Genomic DNA, 17518 nt, shown 5'->3' on the forward strand with positions numbered 1-17518 from the left:
TATGACAACGGGGCGTGGCCCCGAGACAAAGGGAACCACCGATGAGTGATGCCCCCATCAATCTCGATTCGCTGCGGCAGCGGATCGACGAGCTGGACACCGACATCCTGCGTCTGATCAGCGAGCGAGCCGAGTGCGCCCGTCGCGTCGCCGAGGTCAAGACCCAGGGCGACCCCAAGGCCGTGTTCTATCGGCCCGAGCGCGAGGCCCAGGTGCTGCGCCGGATCATGGAGCTCAACCCCGGGCCCCTCGACGGCGAGGAAATGGCGCGCCTTTTCCGCGAGATCATGTCCGCCTGCCTGGCGCTCGAGCAGCCGGTCAAGGTCGCCTACCTGGGCCCCGAAGGCACCTTCACACAGCAGGCCGCGCTCAAGCACTTCGGCGAGAGCGCGGTGAGCCTGCCGATGGCGGCGATCGACGAGGTGTTCCGCGAGGTCGAGGCCGGCGCGGTGAACTACGGTGTGGTGCCGGTGGAGAATTCCACCGAGGGCGTGATCAACCATACCCTGGACTCCTTCATGGACTCCGGCATGGGTATCTGCGGCGAGGTGGTGCTGCGCATTCACCATCACCTGCTGGTGGCCGACACCACGCGTCGCGACAAGGTCTCGCGGATCTACTCGCACCCGCAATCCTTCGCCCAGTGTCGCAAGTGGCTGGATGCCCACTACCCCCACGCCGAACGTATTCCGGTATCCTCCAACGCCGAGGCCGCACGCCTGGTGAAGACCGAGTGGCACAGCGCCGCCATCGCCGGCGACATGGCCGCCAAGCTCTATGGCCTGACGCGACTGGCCGAGAAGATCGAGGATCGCCCGGACAACTCCACGCGCTTTTTGATCATCGGCAATCAGCCGGTGCCGATGTCCGGCGAGGACAAGACCTCCATCGTGGTCGCCATGCGCAACCAGCCCGGCGCCCTGCACGACCTGCTCGAGCCGTTCCACCGCCACCAGATCGACATGACCCGCCTCGAGACGCGTCCGTCGCGCAGCGGCGTGTGGAACTACGTGTTCTTCATCGACTTCAAGGGCCATCGCGACGAGCCCCGCGTCGCCGCGGTGCTCGAGGAAGTGCGCCTGCGCGCCGCCGAGCTCAAGATCCTGGGCTCCTACCCCCAGGGTGTGCTCTAGGATGCAGCAGAAGGCAATGCCCTCCCGGCTGCTGATCGTCGGCCTCGGCCTGATCGGCGGCTCGCTCGCCGCCGCGCTCCGCGCCGCCGGCTTCGGGGCGGATGAAAAGGGCGCCTCTGGCTTCGGGGCCGCTGAAAAGCGTGCCGAGATCCTGGCCTGCGATCCCGACGCCGACGAGATCGCGCGAGGCATCGAGATGGGGCTGATCGACCGCGGTGACACTCGGCTGGCCTCGCTGCTCGAGGACGTCGACCTGGTGGTGCTCGCGGTGCCGGTGCTGGCCATGCGCCAGGTGATGGGCGAGCTCGCCGCGGCCGGCGCCGTCGAGCAAGGCCTGGTGATCACCGACGTGGGCAGCACCAAGGGCGCCATCCGTGAGGCGGCCGTGGAGGTGTTTGGCGGCATGCCGGCGAGCCTGGTGCTGGGCCATCCCATCGCCGGCTCCGAGAAGAGCGGCGTGGCGGCGGCCAACCCCGGGCTCTATGTCGGCCACAAGGTGATCCTGACGCCCGAGCCGAGCACCGATCCCGAGGCGCTGGGCAAGGTGCGCACGCTGTGGGAGGCCGCCGGCGCCGAGGTGCTGGAGATGGACGTGGCGCGCCACGACGAGGTGCTGGCCCGCACCAGTCATCTGCCGCACCTGCTGGCCTTCTCGCTGGTGGATACCTTGGCACGCCAGGACGAGCGTCTCGACATCTTTCGCTACGCCGCCGGCGGCTTTCGCGACTTCACCCGCATCGCCGGCAGCGACCCGGTGATGTGGCGCGATATCTTCGTCGCCAATCGCGACGCCGTGCTGCATGCCCTCGACGACTTCGAGGCCGGTGTGGCCCGGCTGCGCGAGGCGGTCGAGGGCGGCGACACCGATGCCATGCTGGCGACCTTCGATCGCGCCAGTCATGCCCGGCACTACTTCGATTCCCTGCTTAACCAGACCAGTTACCAGGCGGAATACCAGATGCAAGCACAAGACCAGCTGCGCTACCGGGTCAGCCCCGGTGGCGGCGTGACCGGGCGCATCCGCGTGCCCGGCGACAAGTCGATCTCCCACCGCTCGATCATGCTCGGCGCCCTGGCCGAGGGCGTGACCGAGGTCTCCGGCTTCCTGGAAGGCGAGGACAGCCTGGCCACCCTGCAGGCGTTCCGCGAGATGGGCGTGGCCATCGAAGGGCCGCACCAGGGGCGCGTCACCGTTCACGGCGTCGGCCTGCACGGCCTCAAGGCGCCGGCGGGACCGCTCTACGTGGGTAATGCCGGCACGGCCATGCGCCTGTTCGCCGGGCTGCTGGCCGGCCAGTCGTTCGACACCGAGCTGACCGGCGACCACTCGCTGACCAAGCGCCCCATGGGGCGCGTGGCCGATCCGCTGCGCGAGATGGGCGCGGTGATCGAGACCGCCGAGGGCGGTCGCCCACCGATGAAGATCAAGGGCGGCCAGCCGCTCAAGGGCATCGACTACGACATGCCGATGGCCAGCGCCCAGGTGAAGTCCTGTCTGCTGCTGGCCGGACTCTACGCCGAGGGCGAGACCCGGGTGCGCGAGCCGGCGCCGACCCGCGACCACACCGAGCGCATGCTCAACGGGTTCGGTTATGATGTCGGGCGCGAAGGCGATACCTGCTGGCTGCAGGGTGGCGGTCGCCTGACCGCGGCGCCGATCGACGTGCCGTCGGACATCTCCTCGGCGACCTTCTTCCTGGTGGCGGCGGCCATCACGCCGGGGGCCGATCTGGTGCTCGAGCACGTGGGCACCAATCCGACCCGCATCGGGGTGATCAACATCCTCAAGCAGATGGGCGCCGACCTGCGCCTCGAGAACGAGCGCGAGGTAGGCGGCGAGCCGGTCGCCGACCTGCACATCCGCTATGCGCCGCTCAAGGGCATCGACATTCCGGTCGACCAGGTGCCGCTGGCCATCGACGAGTTTCCGGCGCTGTTCGTCGCCGCCGCCAACGCCGAGGGCACCACCCGGCTGCGCGAGGCCGCCGAGCTGCGCGTCAAGGAATCCGACCGCCTCAAGGCCATGGCCGATGGCCTCTCCGCGCTGGGCGTCGAGAACCGCCTCTATGAAGACGGCATCGATATCGTCGGTCGTCGCGAAGGGCAGGGCGGCGACGGCCCGAGCTACGGCGGCGGACGCATCGACAGCCTCGGCGACCACCGTATCGCCATGGCCTTCAGCGTGGCGGCGCTGCGTGCCTCCGGCGAGATCGTCATCGACGACTGCGCCAACGTGGCCACGTCCTTCCCCGGTTTCGTGGACCTGGCCCGCCGCGTCGGGCTGACTCTCGCCGAAGAGCAGGAGGCCTCATGAGCGATCAGGCGCCGGTACTGACCATTGACGGCCCGGGCGGAGCCGGGAAGGGCACCATCAGCCGGCTGGTGGCCGAGCGGCTGGGTTGGCACCTGCTGGACAGCGGGGCCCTCTACCGGCTGACCGCCCTGGCCGCCACCAAGCACGACGTGGCCCTGGACGACGAGCCGGCGGTGGCGGCGATCGCCGAGACGCTGGATGTGGTGTTCCTGGCCGAGAACGGCGAGGCGAGCGTCCTGCTCGAGGGCGAGGACGCGACCCGCACCATTCGCACCGAACAGGTCGGTGACGCCGCCTCGCGCGTGGCCTCGCTGCCGGCGGTGCGCGAGGCGCTGCTCAAGCGCCAGCGCGACTTCCGCCAGGCCCCGGGGCTGGTCGCCGACGGGCGCGACATGGGCACCGTGGTGTTCGTCGAGGCGCCACTGAAGATCTTCCTCACCGCCAGCGCGGAGGAGCGGGCGCGGCGGCGCCAGCGCCAGTTGCGAGAGGCAGGGGTGGATGCTAGTCTATCGAGTCTTCTCAAGGAGATTCAGGCACGCGATGCACGCGATATGCAGCGCAGCGTGGCCCCGCTCGTACCGGCCGAAGACGCCGTCGAGCTGGACACCACGAGCCTGACGATACCGGAAGTGGTGGATCGGCTGACGGAGCTGCTGGCCCGGCGTGGGCTCGCCTCCGACACCTGAGCTCCCTTGCGGCGCCCCCGGAACGATGTGATGACGTGGTCGGGCACCTATGTGTCCCGTGAGCCCGGCCAGGTCGAACCAGCGCCAACATCCCCGGGGGCAGTCTGAAATGGCCCGTACTCGCTGGTGGTACGGAGGAGCGGCCCTGCCGCACAACGTTGATCACGTAGGAACATCATGAGCGAAAGCTTTGCTGAACTGTTTGAACAGTCTCTCCAGGACATCAACATGGAGCCGGGCGCCATCGTCGCGGCTGCCGTCGTCGACATCGAGGGTGACTGGGTCACCGTCAATGCCGGCCTGAAGTCCGAAGGTCAGATCCCCGCGGCCCAGTTCCGCGACGACAACGGCGAGCTGACCATCGCCGTCGGCGACGAAGTCCACGTCGCCCTGGAAGCCGTGGAAGACGGCTTCGGCGAGACCCGTCTGTCTCGCGAGAAGGCCAAGCGCGCCGAGGCCTGGAAGGTTCTGGAAGCGGCCTTCGAGAAGGAAGAGATCGTCAAGGGCGTGATCAACGGCAAGGTCAAGGGCGGCTTCACCGTCGACGTGGATTCCATCCGCGCCTTCCTGCCGGGTTCCCTGGTCGACGTGCGTCCGGTGCGCGACACCACGCACCTCGAGAACAAGGAACTGGACTTCAAGGTCATCAAGCTCGACCCGAAGCGCAACAACGTTGTCGTTTCCCGTCGTGCCGTTCTCGAAGCCGAGAACAGCGCCGAGCGTGAAGCCCTGCTCGCCACCCTGCAGGAAGGCCAGCAGATCGTCGGTATCGTCAAGAACCTGACCGACTACGGCGCCTTCGTTGACCTGGGCGGCGTCGATGGCCTGCTGCACATCACCGACATGGCCTGGAAGCGCATCAAGCATCCGAGCGAGATCGTGTCCGTGGGCGACGAAGTCAGCGTCAAGGTGCTGAAGTTCGATCGCGAGCGCAACCGCGTCTCCCTGGGCCTGAAGCAGCTGGGCGAGGATCCGTGGGTCAACATCAAGGCTCGCTACCCGGAAGGCACCAAGGTGCACGCCACCGTCACCAACCTCACCGACTACGGCTGCTTCGCCGAGCTGGAAGAGGGTGTCGAGGGTCTGGTTCACGTCTCCGAAATGGACTGGACCAACAAGAACATCCATCCGTCCAAGGTCGTTCAGGTCGGTGACGACGTGGACGTCATGGTGCTGGATATCGACGAAGAGCGTCGTCGTATCTCCCTGGGTATCAAGCAGTGCACCGCCAACCCGTGGGAAACCTTCAACGCCCAGTACAACAAGGGCGACCGCGTTGCCGGTACCATCAAGTCGATCACCGACTTCGGTATCTTCATCGGTCTGGAAGGCGGCATCGACGGCCTGGTTCACCTGTCCGACATCTCCTGGACCGAGACCGGCGAAGAGGCCGTTCGCAACTTCAAGAAGGGCGACGAGGCCGAAGCCGTCATCCTGTCCATCGATCCGGAGCGTGAGCGCATCTCTCTCGGTATCAAGCAGCTGGACAGCGATCCGGTCGCCGAGTACCTGGCCGTCAACGACAAGGGCTCCATCGTCACCGGCCGTGTGGTCGAGGTCGATGCCAAGGAAGCTCACGTCGAGCTGGCGACCGATGTCGTGGCCGTGCTCAAGGCCTCCGAGATCAGCGCCGACCGCGTCGAAGATGCGCGCAACGTGCTGAACGAGGGCGACAGCGTCGAGGCCCGCATCGTCGGCGTCGATCGCAAGAATCGTCAGATCAGCCTGTCCGTCAAGGCCAAGGATCAGGACGACACTCGTCGCAACATGACCAAGCTGCGCGAACAGCAGGAAACCGACCAGGATGGCCCGACCACCATCGGCGACCTGATCAAGCAGCAGATGGGTCAGGACTGAGATTCCCGGGCTCTGCCCACGCAGTGAATCTTGGCAAGACCGGAGGCGCCGCCCGCGAGGGCGGCGCCTCTTTTTTCGTTTGGGGTCTTGTCCGAGAGGCCGGGCGTCTTCCGTTTGTGAGCCAACCGATGACAGGCGTTGAATCGCTGCTATATAAAAAGCGTTAATAAAATGCATTTTATGAGTGAGTTGGCGCTTTATATTTAAACGCCTCGGTGCGTGAGTTAAGCATTGTGTAAACGTTGCGTTATATGCCGATAGACGCAATAATGTCGAGGCATTCCCGAGACTCCTCCCTAGACAAGGAATTTTTACATGTCCTCACTGCTCAGCAACTACATGCAGAAAGAACAGCAGCTCAAGCAACTTCAGGACGAACTCGATCGACTGGAGAATGACGAGCGCCTCAAGGCCGAGCTGGAATTCAAGACCAAGCTCGAAGCCCTGATGAAGGAATTCGACAAGAGCGCCAATGACGTCATCGAACTGCTGAATCCGAAGCCTGGCGCCGCGCCGAAGGCCGCAGCCCCCAGTGCCGGCACCCGTCGCAAGCGCAAGCTGAAGATCTACAAGCATCCGCAGACCGGCGAAGTCGTCGAGACGCGCGGTGGCAATCAGAAGACCCTGAAAGCCTGGAAGGACGAGTTCGGTGCCGAGACCGTCGAGTCCTGGCTGGTACGCACCGAAGATTGAGCACGATCGTCGGTCGAGCGACATCGGCAGACGGCAAGAGCATTCAGTAAAGACGCCGCCCGAAGGGGCGGCGTCTTTGCGTGCATCACAGCAGTGGGATGCGAAGTTCCAGACCGTGGCCGGCCTGCAGCAGCAGCGGCGCGTCGCCACTGATGGGCTCTCCCTCTCCGGAAACTCCGCGACAGGCCATGTAGAGCACGGCGGCGTCCAGTTGGCCGATGTCCTGCAGTGGCACGCAGGCGTGGCGCTGAGCCGGCAGATGAAGCGTGCGGAAGGCCGGCGGTAGTGCCAGGTTGGCGTCTCCGCCGCTCAGCTGCACGCCCAGGTCGAGTCGGGGCAGGGCGCCTTCCAGCGGTCGGTCGTGAAAGATGGCCACGGGGTGAGCCTTGTCGAGCCGAGCCGGCAGCGCTTCGGCGCCCGGGGTGTGACGCAGCCAGTCGCGCAGGTCGTCGCGAAGCCTGTCCGGGCGGTAGAGGCGTGTCAGCACGGCCTTCTGCGAGGGCTGTTCCCGAATGTCATAGTGAAAGTCTTCCGTCGCGTTCAGCCGGCGCTTGAGCGAGACGCGCACCGCCTGGCGAAACCGACGCGGAGACTGTTCGTAATGGCGCTGAAAGGCGCGTGAGAATGCGGAGTGATTCCGGTAGCCGCAGACGCCGGCAATCTGATTGATGTTGCTGGAAGTGTGAATCAGCAGGCGTGCCGCCTTCTCGAGCCGTAACCGGTCGCGATAGGCGCCCGGCGATAGTCCGAAATAATGTCGGAACCGGCGCCTGACCTGTGATGAGGAATAGCCCATCTTGCTGGCCAGCTCTTCGATTCCCTTCTGGCTGCCCATCGTGTCTTGCAGCCATATTTCCGCGCGCATCATGTCCTGGCACATGGCCTTCCCCTCGTACTGCGTTGTTCCCCGTGCGCCGCTAGTAATCCTTGGCTAGCAGATCTTGTGCCGGAATGTTGCCTGCGGTGGCAGTTGATATCGTTGTAGGGCCACAGTCACTGTTTTATGCCGCCTAACGGGGGGCGAAGGCAAGTTTGCCTCCGGGTATTGAGCGTTTCTGCACATAATGCGGGCGAGAACCGTCAGGCAGGTGCTTGTCGCAGAGCCGAGGGGTATAATCTCTGGGTATCTCGCCTGGCCATGGCCCTCGTTGTCGTCCTTCTCTGGCCAGGCCTTGAACCGACTGGTTTGCGAATGAAACAGCACAAATTTCAAAAGCCCATGGATGAGCGTGAGAAGTTACGCAAGTTCCGTGAACTCGATGATGCCTTCGCCGAGGCATTGCGCGAACTCGAGACCCCCGGCGCGGCCCCGGATATTCCCGCCGAGCCTTCCTCTACGGATGCACCGCATGCACGGCAGGTGGAATCGTCGGAGAGCCGCCAGCAGCTCTTCGAGCGCCGTCTCCGTGAGCTGATGCAGGATTATTCCCAGCAGGAAGACAGCGTCAGCGATCTGCTGCAGACGCTTCAGTCACTCGGGCGTATTGCCTGAGGCGCCTCACCTGAGACCCGGTGCGGCCGTCAGCGGCGGTAGCGATAGACCCTGAGGCTCGGGAGCAGCGGCTCCTGTTCCAGTCGCTCGTCGCGGCGACGCGCACGCGTGCGCGTCTGGGGCGGGTGGTCGGGGGGCAGGTTGTGATCCGGCAGACGCCCGTCGTCGGCCGGGACGAACAGCGGCAGTGCCACGTTCATGGCGCGTCGCCGATGGCCGTCTTCCAGGGGCTCGCGAAAGAACAGGTTGGCCCGCATCAGTGGCGCCTGGGTCTGCACCTGAGCCAGGGGCTCGCCGTCCGGAATGCCGGCCAGCTGACGCAGCTGGATGCGCACGTGCGGGGCGTCGGTATCCAGGGCCAGCAGCTTCTGTTCGGCCTCGCGCACGCTCAGTCGCTTGATGGAGCGCCCGCTCGAGTACCAGGCGAAGCGCACCCTGGCCACCGGCGCCGGGGCCAGCGGAATGGCTCGCCAGCACTGCTTGAGATGCAGCCTCGCCAGGCCGCTGCCACGTAGATGGGTATGCAGCTCGGGATGGCGAAAGGGCAGCACCGCCTTGATCTCGGGCAGCAGTGAGGGCTCCTCCTCCCGGATCCTGGCCAGCAGGTCGGCGAACGCCTGCTTGGTGTCGTTGACCCGCCGGGCGGCCTCCATGACCGCCGGCGTGGCGGCCACCAGGCCAACATGACTGCGCGTGCTGCGTCCGTCCTGCCCATCCTGATACCAGACGTCCAGCAGCGCCTCGTGCAGCCAGGCGGCATCGGCCTGTTCACGCCCGAAGGCCCAGGCCTGGCCACCCTCGTGACGCCAGGTGTTGACCAGTGTCTCGCTGGCCTCGACCAGGCCATCGAAGGCGGCCTCCAGTCGGGCCAGCAGCTGGTATTCGGGCGCGGGGGTGGGCATCGGCTCAGACGCCGCCGTCGCGGTCGGCGCGGGCCAGCAGGGCGTCGATGTCGGTCTCGTCCATGGCGGGCTCGCCGGCGATGCGATGCGATTCGTCGGCCCAGGCGCCCAGGTCGAGCAGGCGGCAGCGCTTGCTGCAGAAGGGGCGGTAGGGATTGTCCTCGCTCCAGGCCACCTTGGTGCGGCACTGGGGGCAGGCGACCTCGAGGGGGCGCTCGGACTCGGCTTGGCTCATAGGGATTCTCTCGGCGTCAGTCAATCGAGGAAAGGATGACGAATCAGCGCGCCGGGGGCAAACCGGAAAGCGTTCGATAGTGCCGGTCCAGCTCGGCCACCCGGGCGGCCAGGCCGGCCTCGTCGGTGGCGTTGTCCAGCACGTCGTCGGCGCGGGCCAGGCGCGTGTCGCGGGGCATCTGGGCGGCCACGATGGCGCGGGCCTGGGCGTCGTCGACGCCATCGCGGGCGGCGGTGCGTTCGATCTGCAGCGTCTCCGGCACATCGACGACCAGCACCCGGTCGACCAGTGTGTGCTGGCCCGACTCGAACAGCAGCGGCGAGACCAGCAGCGCGTAGGGGGCCGGGCTTTCGCGAAACTCGGCGAGGCGTTCGAGCAGGCGTTCGCGGATGCGCGGATGCGTCACGGATTCCAGCCAGCGCCGCTCGGCCTCGTCGGCGAACACGATCTCGCGCAGGGCTCGGCGATCCAGGCGGCCGTCCGTCTGCAGCACTTTCGTGCCGAAGCGCTCGGCGATGGCGGCGAGGGCAGGCTCGCCGGGCTCGACCACCTCGCGGGCGACGTCGTCGGCGTCCACCCAGGGAATGTCGTGCGCGGCGAAGGCGCGGGCCACGGTGGACTTGCCGGACGCGATGCCGCCGGTCACGCCGATGATCAGGGTCGTGTCGCTCATCTCTCTGTCATCTCCCATCACATCATCAGGGTCAGGTAGTGGGCCATCAGCGGCTCACCGACCAGCAGCGCGATCCAGCCGGCCGCGGCGAGCCAGGGGCCGAAGGGCATGGGGGCGCCGCGCAGGCGCGGCACGGCCAACTGGACGATCACGCCGACGATGGCGCCGGCCCCGGCGGCCAGGATCAGCACCAGCGGCAGGTAGACCCAGCCCAGCCAGGCGCCCAGCGCGGCGAACAGCTTGAAGTCGCCGTAGCCCATGCCTTCCTTGCCGGTCACCAGCTTGAACAGCCAGTAGAAGCCCCACAGCGAGAGATAGCCGGCCATGGCGCCGATCACCGCGCTCGGCAGCTGCAGCGGCTGGAACAGCAGCTGGTACAGCAGGCCGGCCCACAGCAGCGGCAGGGTCAGGGCGTCCGGCAGCAGCTGGGTGCGCAGGTCGATGGCCGCCATCGCCAGCAGGCTCAGGCAGGCGCCGAGGACGAACAGCCCCTCGAGGGTGGGGCCGAACAGTGCCGTCACCGCGAGCGTCAGCAGGGCGCCGGCCAGCTCCACCAGTGGATACTGGGGGCTGATGCGGGTGCCGCAGCGAGCGCAGCGCCCGCGGCGTTTCAGCCACCCGATCAGCGGCAGGTTGTCGTGCCAGGCGATGGGGGCCTCGCAACGTGGGCACATCGAGCGCGGCGTGGCCAGGTTGAAGGTCGAGGTGTCTTCCGCCTCGAGCTCCAGCGCCTCGCGGGCCTCGGCCCGCCACTCCCGCATCAGCATCACCGGCAGGCGAGTGATCACCACGTTGAGGAAGCTGCCGAGGCACAGGCCGACGATCGCGGCCAGCGGCCACAGCAGGCTAGGGGGAAGATCGACAGGCAAGGGATGCTCCTTATCCGCGAGGAGAGGGGGGTAAAGGGTGATGCGCATATTCTACGGAGGTGGCGACGGCTTGTCCGGGGTCTTCTATCTTCACATGCGAGGCGATATCGGGGCGGACTGTCGTCGGCGCCGGCTTTGGTCTAGAATCGCCTCCCTTCATCCGTCAGGAAGGCGAACATGACCCAGACGCTCGGACCGGTGATGCTGGACCTGGAAGGGACGCAGCTGCGCGATGAGGAGCGAGCGCTGCTGGCGCGACCGGCGGTCGGTGGCGTGATCCTCTTCGGCCGCAACGTCGAAGACGCCGCCCAGGTACGTGAGCTGTGCCGCTCGATCCGCCAGGTGCGCCCTGAACTGCTGCTGGCCATCGACCAGGAAGGCGGGCGGGTGCAGCGCCTGCGCGAGGGCGTGACCCGGTTGCCGGCTATGGGGCGGCTGGGTCGCGAGCACAAGGCGGCCCCCGAGGTCGCGCGGCGCCTGTGCCAGGATGCCGGCTGGCTGCTTGGCATGGAGATGGCGGCCTGCGGGCTGGATCTCAGTTTCGCCCCGGTGCTCGACGTCGACGATGGCCAGTCCACGGTGATCGGCGACCGCAGCTTCGGCGCCGATCCTGAGGTCGTGACGCGCCTGGCCGGCGCCTTCGTCGAAGGCCTGCACGAAGCCGGCATGGCCGCGGTGGGCAAGCATTTTCCCGGCCATGGCGGTGTGGTTGCGGACTCCCACCACGAGCTGCCGGTGGACGAGCGGTCCTTCGAGGCGCTGCGCGAGCGCGATCTGGTGCCCTTCGCTGGGCTGTCGGCACGTCTGGGAGGCGTGATGCCCGCTCACGTGGTGTACTCGGCCTTCGATCATCGGCCCGCGGGTTTCTCGCCCGCCTGGCTCGGGATGCTGCGCGAGTCGCTGGGCTTCAAGGGCACGATCTTCTCCGATGACCTGAGCATGGCCGGTGCGACCTGCGCCGGGGCGCCCGCCGAACGCGCCCGCCAGGCCCTGGAGGCCGGCTGCGACATGCTGCTGGTGTGCAACGATCGCGCCGCCGCCCTCGAGGTGGTCGAGGCCTGCGAGGGACGCACCACCAAACGCGCCGCCAAGCTGCGCTACGGCCGGGCCCGGCCCGATCTCGACGCGCTCGGCGCGCTGTCCCGCTGGCGTCGGGTGCATGCGCACCTCGAGGCCATGGCCGCCGACTGACGGTTCCCTGAATTTCGACATACGACGAGCTTCCGATGCCCAAACTCGATGCCAATGCCCTTCCGTCCCTGGCGGACATGCGTGAGGTCATGGATTCTGCCGATTGCCTGATCAGCCAGGAGGAGGTCGAGCGTGCCCTGGATCGCATGGCCGACGAGATCGCCAGCGATCTCGGCGACAAGCTGCCGGTCTTCTACTGCGTGATGAACGGCGGCCTGATCACCACCGGGCACCTGCTGACCCGCCTTGGTTTCCCGCTCGAGGTCGATTACCTGCACGCCACGCGCTATCGCGGCGGCACCCGCGGTGGCGAGCTGTTCTGGCGCGTCTCGCCGGAAGTGCCCATGGCCGGCCGCCACGTGGTGATCGTCGATGACATCCTCGATGAGGGCTCCACGCTCGCCGCCATCCTCGACTACTGCCGTGAGGCCGGTGCCGCCAGCATCTCCACCGCGGTGCTGGTCGACAAGCGTCACGATCGCAAGGCGATGCCGGATCTCAAGGCCGACTACTGCAGCCTCGAGGTCGAGGATCGCTACGTGTTCGGCTTCGGCATGGACTACAAGGGTTACTGGCGCAACGCGCCGGGGATCTTCGCGCCCAAGGGCATGTGATCACGCCCCTCGTTCGACGGTCACCGAGACGATAAAACCCCGCGAGCCCGAGGCTCGCGGGGTTTTTTTCGGCCTTGAGGATAGCCGTTACAGCGTCATGAACGGCGAGGCCTGCTGGTCACGGAACTGATAGACCTCGTAGGGTGCGTTCTGCGGTCCCGGCATGCCCGGGGTGCCGCTCGGCATGCCGGCCAGGCCGATGCCGTCGGTGTCGGGCCGCTGCTCGAACAGCGCCTCCACGGCGGCCATCGGCACGTGGCCTTCGATCACGTAGTCGCCCATCTCGACGGTGTGGCAGGAGCCCTGGCCGTAGGGGGCGCCGGCGTCCTGCTTGATCTCGCCGAGGGGCTGGTCATCGACCACGGTCACGTCGATCCCCAGGCGCTCCAGATGGCGCGCATAGCCGTCGCAGCAGCCGCACTGGGGATTCTTGTAGAGGATGGCGGTGTCCGGCAGTGCCGCGTGGACGGTGGTGGCCCCCAGGGCGAGACCGGCGGTCAGCAGCAGGTGTGAGAAGGCGGGTTTCATGAGCGATCTCCCTTGTGAGAGGTGAACAGATACTTGATGAGCGCGGCGATGCCGAGCCCCAGCAACAGCAGGCCGGCCAGTGGCATCAGCCAGCCGAACACGCCCATGTGGCCCATGGTGGCAAAGCATTCGTTATACATGGTGCGACTCCCTTGGCGCCGTCGTCGACGGGCCGATTCGTGCAGTGAGTGTCGGTTTTCGGGCATGGCCCGGGGGAGTCGTCAGGTTCGCGGGGGGCGACGCGGTGGCTGCGGGATGTGGTCACTGACGAGCGTGGCCACGGGGGCGGCCATGGCGTCAGGGGCCATGACCGCGGGGGAAAGCGAGGTGGCCGGGGCGGCACAGCCGCCGCAGGCATCACTGACATCGGGCCGCTCGTCGAACGACATCGACATCTGTGCACACTCGACCTGGCAGGCCGCTGTGGTCGCATGACCGGGCAGGGACGCGAGGGCAAACGCCAGCACCACCAGCAGCGCGATGAGGCGCTGCCAGGGGCGGTGGTGGGGGTGCGATGTCCTGGCCGGTGAGATCATGCGTCGGTCTCGAAGGGGCAATTTCGAAGGGTTCAAGTCGCATTGAAGCGCGACACGGCCCGCCGATGCAATCCCCGGCGGGCCGTCGAGTCTGCGGCGTGGCTGGCTGAGCTCAGCCGAGCCCCAGCTCGTGCGTCGCTTCCTCGCGCATCTTGAACTTCTGGATCTTGCCGGTGACGGTCATCGGAAACTCGTCGACGAACTTCACGTAGCGCGGGATCTTGTAGTGGGCGATCCTGCCCTGGCAGAAGGTCTTGAGCCCGTCTTCGTCGAGGGGCTGGTCGTCGGCAAGCTTGACCCAGGCCATGACCTCTTCGCCGTATTTATCGTCCGGCACGCCGATCACCTGGACGTCCGAGATCGCCGGGTGGGTGTAGAGGAAGTCCTCGATCTCGCGCGGATAGATGTTCTCGCCGCCGCGGATGATCATGTCCTTGATGCGCCCGACGATGGCCACATAGCCGTCGTCGTCCATGGTGGCCAGGTCGCCGGTGTGCATCCAGCCGGCTGCGTCGATGGCCTTGGCGGTCGCCTCCTCGTTGTGCCAGTAGCCGAGCATCACGCTGTAGCCCCGGGTGCACAGCTCGCCGGGCTCGCCGCGCGGGACCGCGGCACCGGTGCCGGGATCGACCAGCTTGACCTCCAGATGCGGATGGATGCTGCCGACGGTGGTCACGCGTTTCTCGAGCGGTGCATCGGTGCGGGTCTGCAGGCTCACAGGACTGGTCTCGGTCATGCCGTAGCAGATGGTTACGCCCTGCATGTGCATGCGCTCGATCACCTTGCGCATCACCTCGATGGGGCAGATCGAGCCGGCCATGATGCCGGTGCGCAGGCTGGAGAGATCGAAGTGCTCGAATTCGGGATGCTCCAGCTCGGCGATGAACATGGTCGGCACGCCGTAGAGCGCGGTGGCGCGCTCCTCGGCCACCGCCGCCAGGGTGGCCTGCGGATCGAAGCCGTCACCGGGATAGATCATCGCCGCGCCGTGGGTCATGCAGCCGAGATTGCCCATCACCATGCCGAAGCAGTGGTAGAGCGGCACCGGGATCACCATGCGGTCGGCCTCGGTGAGGTCGAGGGTGCGGGCGACGAAGAAGCCGTTGTTGAGGATGTTGTGGTGGGAGAGTGTGGCGCCCTTGGGGGCGCCGGTGGTGCCGGAGGTGTACTGGATGTTGATCGGCTCGTCGAACTCGAGCCCGGACTGACGCTCGGCCAGCTGCTCGTCACTGATCCGGTCGGCGTGGGTGAGCATCGTCTCCCAGCTGTGCATGCCGAGCCGTGCCCGGGCGCCATCCAGGCAGATCACCCGCTCGAGCTCGGGCAGGGTGGCGCTCTTGAGGTCGGCGGGGGTGGCGTCATCGAGCTCCGGCACCAGTTCGGCCAGCATCGCCACGTAGTCGGTGGTCTTGAACTGCCCCTGCAGGATCAGCGTCGAGGTGCCGGACTGGCGCAGTGCATACTCCAGCTCGTGGGTGCGGTAGCTGGGATTGATGTTGACCAGGATGGCGCCGATCTTGGCGGTGGCGAACTGGGTGATGGCCCACTCGGCGCAGTTGGGCGACCAGATGCCGACCCGGTCGCCCTTGGCCACGCCCAGCGCCATCAGGGCGCGGGCCGCGCGGTCGACGTTGGCCTGAAGCTCCCGCCAGCGATAGCGCAGGCCCTGGTGGCGGCTGATCAGGGCGTCCCGGTCGGGAAAGCGGGCGACCGTGTCGTCGAAGCAGTCGCCGATGGTCTGGCCCTTGAGGGGCGTGTCGCTGATGCCGCTCAGATAGCTGGCGTGTCGGGTCTGGCGTGGCATGGTGGCTCTCATTGTTGTGTTATCTCGGGACATGGCTGTGTTGTCTCGGGAAACCCTGCCGCACTGGTCGCTCCGGTTACGGGGTGTCCTCCAGCTGGCGCAGCACCTCTCGCGCCCGCTGATCCACATCGTCGATCTCCAGACGCATCAGGCGGATATCCTCGAGCTGGCGCTCCAGGTTGGCCCGCTTCTCCGCCAGCAGCTCCAGCAGCCGCCGCAGCTGGCGCGCGTTGCCGTCCGGCATGGCGTCGTACATCATCACCACCTCGCGGATCTCGGCCAGCGAGAAGCCCAGCCGCTTGCCGCGCAGGGTCAGCTTGAGGCGCACGCGATCCTTCTCGCGGTAGATGCGCTTCTGCCCCTGGCGGGTGGGGGCCAGCAGCCCCTCCTGCTCGTAGAAGCGAATGGTGCGGGGCGTGACCTCGAAGATCTGGGCCAGCTCGCCGATGGTGTAGGTGCGCTGCTGCCGGGGCAGGGCGTCGTTCTCGCTGTCCTGTGCCTGGGAGGGCGTTCGCGTCATGTCGATCGTTCCTGTAGCCGGGTGGTCCACCGGCGGTTTCCCACCTCGTCCGAGAAACCCTAGACGAGGTTTACGTTAACGTAAAGTGCTTGTTAGACCATGGCGGGATATGGGATAACCCGAGCAGTTGCTAGGTTGGCGATAGCCGCAGGGAAGGACCCGCGGGTGCGCATCGCCGGCCCGGCATTCGGCCGTTCCCGATTCTCTCGACGGAGGTGTCACCATGGATTTTGCGCTGACCGAAGACCAGCGAGCGCTGGCCGATGCGGCCGCCGACTTTGCCCGGGCCGAGCTGGCCGACCATGCCGCCGACTGGGATGCCCGCAGCCATTTTCCCGTCGACGTCATTCGTCGGGCCGGCGAGGCCGGCTTCCTCGGCCTCTACACGCCGGAGGAACACGGCGGGCTTGGACTGTCGCGACTCGATGCTTCGCTGATCTTCGAGCGCCTCGCCCAGGGCTGCATCGCCACCACCGCCTATCTCACCATTCACAACATGGTGACCTGGATGGTCGCCAGCTGGGGCAGCGATGCCCTGCGCGAGCGCTATCTGCCGGCCATGATAGCGGGTGAGGCCCTGGGCTCCTACTGCCTCACCGAGCCGGGCGCCGGCTCGGACGCTGCCAGCATCACCACCCGGGCGGTGCGCGATGGCGATGACTATGTCATCAGTGGCTCGAAGATGTTCATCTCCGGCGCCGGTGCCACCCAGGTGCTGGTAGTGATGGCGCGCACCGGCGAGCCGGACAGCGGCGCCGGCGGCATCTCGGCGATCCTGGTGCCGGCCGATGCCGCCGGCATCGAGGTCGGCAAGAAGGAAGACAAGATGGGCTGGAAGAGCCAGCCCACCTGCCTGATCAGCTTCGACGGCGTGCGCGTGCCGGTGGGCAACCGGCTGGGCGAGGAGGGCGAAGGCTTTCGCTTCGCCATGAAGGGGCTCGATGGCGGCCGGCTCAATATCGCCAGCTGCTCGCTGGGCGCGGCCCAGCAGGCGCTCACGCTGTCGCGGGACTACCTGGGCGAGCGCAAGCAGTTCGGGCGCGAGCTGGCGAGTTTCCAGGCGCTGCAGTTCAAGCTGGCCGACATGGCCAGCGAGCTCACCGCGGCGCGGCTGATGGTGCGTCACGCCGCCTGGCGGCTCGACCAGGGCGACCCGGAGGCCACCGCCCACTGTGCCATGGCCAAGCGCTTCGCCACCGACATGGGCTTCAACGTCTGCAACGAGGCCCTGCAGCTGCACGGTGGCTATGGTTATATCCGCGAATATCCCCTCGAGCGGCTGGTACGCGACACGCGCGTGCACCAGATCCTCGAGGGCACCAACGAGATCATGCGGCTGATCGTCGCCCGTCGGTTGCTGGCCGACGGCGTCGTCGAGGGCCTGCAGTGACCTGACACCATGGCAGCGACCGGCTGACGGTTGTCGCCCCTGTACGGACTATCTCGCACGGACTATCTCACACGGACTATC

At 66.9% G+C, this 17518-nt stretch carries 19 protein-coding genes; 9 read left to right on the forward strand and 10 right to left on the reverse strand.

Translation table 11 applies throughout. The features are described from left to right. The first annotated feature begins 41 nt into the window (after window positions 1–41). From pheA to C9J49_RS07010, 5 genes are all read left to right on the forward strand, one after another. Complete coding sequence (gene pheA / locus C9J49_RS06990; protein WP_035599783.1) at window positions 42–1133, forward strand: prephenate dehydratase; 1092 nt, start codon at window positions 42–44, stop codon at window positions 1131–1133. Between the two features lie 16 nt (window positions 1134–1149). Continuing rightward, a complete protein-coding gene (locus C9J49_RS06995; RefSeq protein WP_258393820.1) occupies window positions 1150–3447 on the forward strand; it encodes a bifunctional prephenate dehydrogenase/3-phosphoshikimate 1-carboxyvinyltransferase in 2298 nt (765 codons plus the stop codon). Then, window positions 3444–4133: a (d)CMP kinase gene (cmk, locus tag C9J49_RS07000; protein ID WP_046078529.1), complete on the forward strand. Its 690-nt coding sequence runs from the start codon at window positions 3444–3446 to the stop codon at window positions 4131–4133. Before C9J49_RS06995 ends, cmk begins: the two co-directional genes overlap by 4 nt. Window positions 4134–4310: 177 nt before the next feature. Next, window positions 4311–5990 carry a 30S ribosomal protein S1 gene (gene rpsA / locus C9J49_RS07005; protein ID WP_035593551.1) on the forward strand — a complete coding sequence of 560 codons (1680 nt, stop codon included), beginning with the start codon at window positions 4311–4313 and terminating at the stop codon, window positions 5988–5990. Between the two features lie 315 nt (window positions 5991–6305). After that, the gene (locus tag C9J49_RS07010; protein ID WP_035593549.1) at window positions 6306–6683 is read left to right on the forward strand and encodes a histone-like nucleoid-structuring protein, MvaT/MvaU family; all 378 of its coding nucleotides are present in this window, start codon (window positions 6306–6308) and stop codon (window positions 6681–6683) included. Between the two features lie 85 nt (window positions 6684–6768). On the opposite strand, the gene C9J49_RS07015 is transcribed toward C9J49_RS07010, so the two are convergent. Continuing rightward, a complete protein-coding gene (locus tag C9J49_RS07015) occupies window positions 6769–7563 on the reverse strand; it encodes a helix-turn-helix transcriptional regulator (protein ID WP_107181783.1) in 795 nt (264 codons plus the stop codon). Window positions 7564–7875: 312 nt separating this feature from the next. Between C9J49_RS07015 and C9J49_RS17135 the strand changes: the two genes are divergently transcribed. Then, complete coding sequence (locus tag C9J49_RS17135) at window positions 7876–8175, forward strand: hypothetical protein (protein WP_035593546.1); 300 nt, start codon at window positions 7876–7878, stop codon at window positions 8173–8175. Window positions 8176–8204: 29 nt separating this feature from the next. On the opposite strand, the gene C9J49_RS07025 is transcribed toward C9J49_RS17135, so the two are convergent. Genes C9J49_RS07025 through C9J49_RS07040 form a run of 4 tightly spaced genes read right to left on the reverse strand, consistent with a single transcriptional unit; the run spans window position 8205 to window position 10854 of the window. Then, window positions 8205–9077, reverse strand: a complete 873-nt coding sequence (locus C9J49_RS07025) for a DNA replication terminus site-binding protein (protein WP_107181784.1) — start codon at window positions 9075–9077, stop codon at window positions 8205–8207. A gap of 4 nt (window positions 9078–9081) precedes the next feature. Then, the gene (gene yacG / locus C9J49_RS07030; protein WP_035593542.1) at window positions 9082–9312 is read right to left on the reverse strand and encodes a DNA gyrase inhibitor YacG; all 231 of its coding nucleotides are present in this window, start codon (window positions 9310–9312) and stop codon (window positions 9082–9084) included. A gap of 43 nt (window positions 9313–9355) precedes the next feature. Next, window positions 9356–9985: a dephospho-CoA kinase gene (gene coaE, locus C9J49_RS07035; protein WP_107181785.1), complete on the reverse strand. Its 630-nt coding sequence runs from the start codon at window positions 9983–9985 to the stop codon at window positions 9356–9358. 17 nt (window positions 9986–10002) lie between these two features. Then, window positions 10003–10854: an A24 family peptidase gene (locus C9J49_RS07040; RefSeq protein WP_107181786.1), complete on the reverse strand. Its 852-nt coding sequence runs from the start codon at window positions 10852–10854 to the stop codon at window positions 10003–10005. Between the two features lie 177 nt (window positions 10855–11031). Here C9J49_RS07040 and nagZ point away from each other — a divergent pair, with 177 nt between their 5' ends. Together nagZ and C9J49_RS07050 are read left to right on the forward strand one after the other, a co-directional pair. Further along, window positions 11032–12045 carry a beta-N-acetylhexosaminidase gene (gene nagZ, locus C9J49_RS07045; protein ID WP_107181787.1) on the forward strand — a complete coding sequence of 338 codons (1014 nt, stop codon included), beginning with the start codon at window positions 11032–11034 and terminating at the stop codon, window positions 12043–12045. A 35-nt stretch (window positions 12046–12080) separates the two neighbouring features. Then, window positions 12081–12659 (forward strand): hypoxanthine-guanine phosphoribosyltransferase, encoded by a 579-nt coding sequence (locus C9J49_RS07050; RefSeq protein ID WP_035593534.1) that lies wholly within the window; start codon window positions 12081–12083, stop codon window positions 12657–12659. A gap of 87 nt (window positions 12660–12746) precedes the next feature. On the opposite strand, the gene C9J49_RS07055 is transcribed toward C9J49_RS07050, so the two are convergent. The 5 genes from C9J49_RS07055 to C9J49_RS07070 form a co-directional block, all read right to left on the reverse strand. Further along, window positions 12747–13187 (reverse strand): DUF411 domain-containing protein, encoded by a 441-nt coding sequence (locus tag C9J49_RS07055; RefSeq protein WP_107181788.1) that lies wholly within the window; start codon window positions 13185–13187, stop codon window positions 12747–12749. Continuing rightward, window positions 13184–13327: a hypothetical protein gene (locus tag C9J49_RS17140; protein WP_181244327.1), complete on the reverse strand. Its 144-nt coding sequence runs from the start codon at window positions 13325–13327 to the stop codon at window positions 13184–13186. The genes C9J49_RS07055 and C9J49_RS17140 overlap by 4 nt, the downstream gene beginning before the upstream one ends. Window positions 13328–13408: 81 nt before the next feature. Beyond that, window positions 13409–13723: a hypothetical protein gene (locus C9J49_RS07060; RefSeq protein ID WP_107181789.1), complete on the reverse strand. Its 315-nt coding sequence runs from the start codon at window positions 13721–13723 to the stop codon at window positions 13409–13411. 112 nt (window positions 13724–13835) lie between these two features. Further along, window positions 13836–15527: an AMP-binding protein gene (locus C9J49_RS07065; RefSeq protein WP_107181790.1), complete on the reverse strand. Its 1692-nt coding sequence runs from the start codon at window positions 15525–15527 to the stop codon at window positions 13836–13838. A 76-nt stretch (window positions 15528–15603) separates the two neighbouring features. Beyond that, entirely contained in the window at window positions 15604–16047 is a 444-nt protein-coding gene (locus tag C9J49_RS07070; protein ID WP_035593526.1) for a MerR family DNA-binding transcriptional regulator, read from the reverse strand. Between the two features lie 223 nt (window positions 16048–16270). On the opposite strand from C9J49_RS07070, the gene C9J49_RS07075 reads away from it, so the two are divergent. Beyond that, the gene (locus C9J49_RS07075) at window positions 16271–17437 is read left to right on the forward strand and encodes an acyl-CoA dehydrogenase family protein (protein WP_107181791.1); all 1167 of its coding nucleotides are present in this window, start codon (window positions 16271–16273) and stop codon (window positions 17435–17437) included. Window positions 17438–17518: the final 81 nt, after the last annotated feature.

This window comes from Halomonas sp. SL1 (genome assembly GCF_003030865.2).
Classification (GTDB): domain Bacteria; phylum Pseudomonadota; class Gammaproteobacteria; order Pseudomonadales; family Halomonadaceae; genus Halomonas; species Halomonas halophila.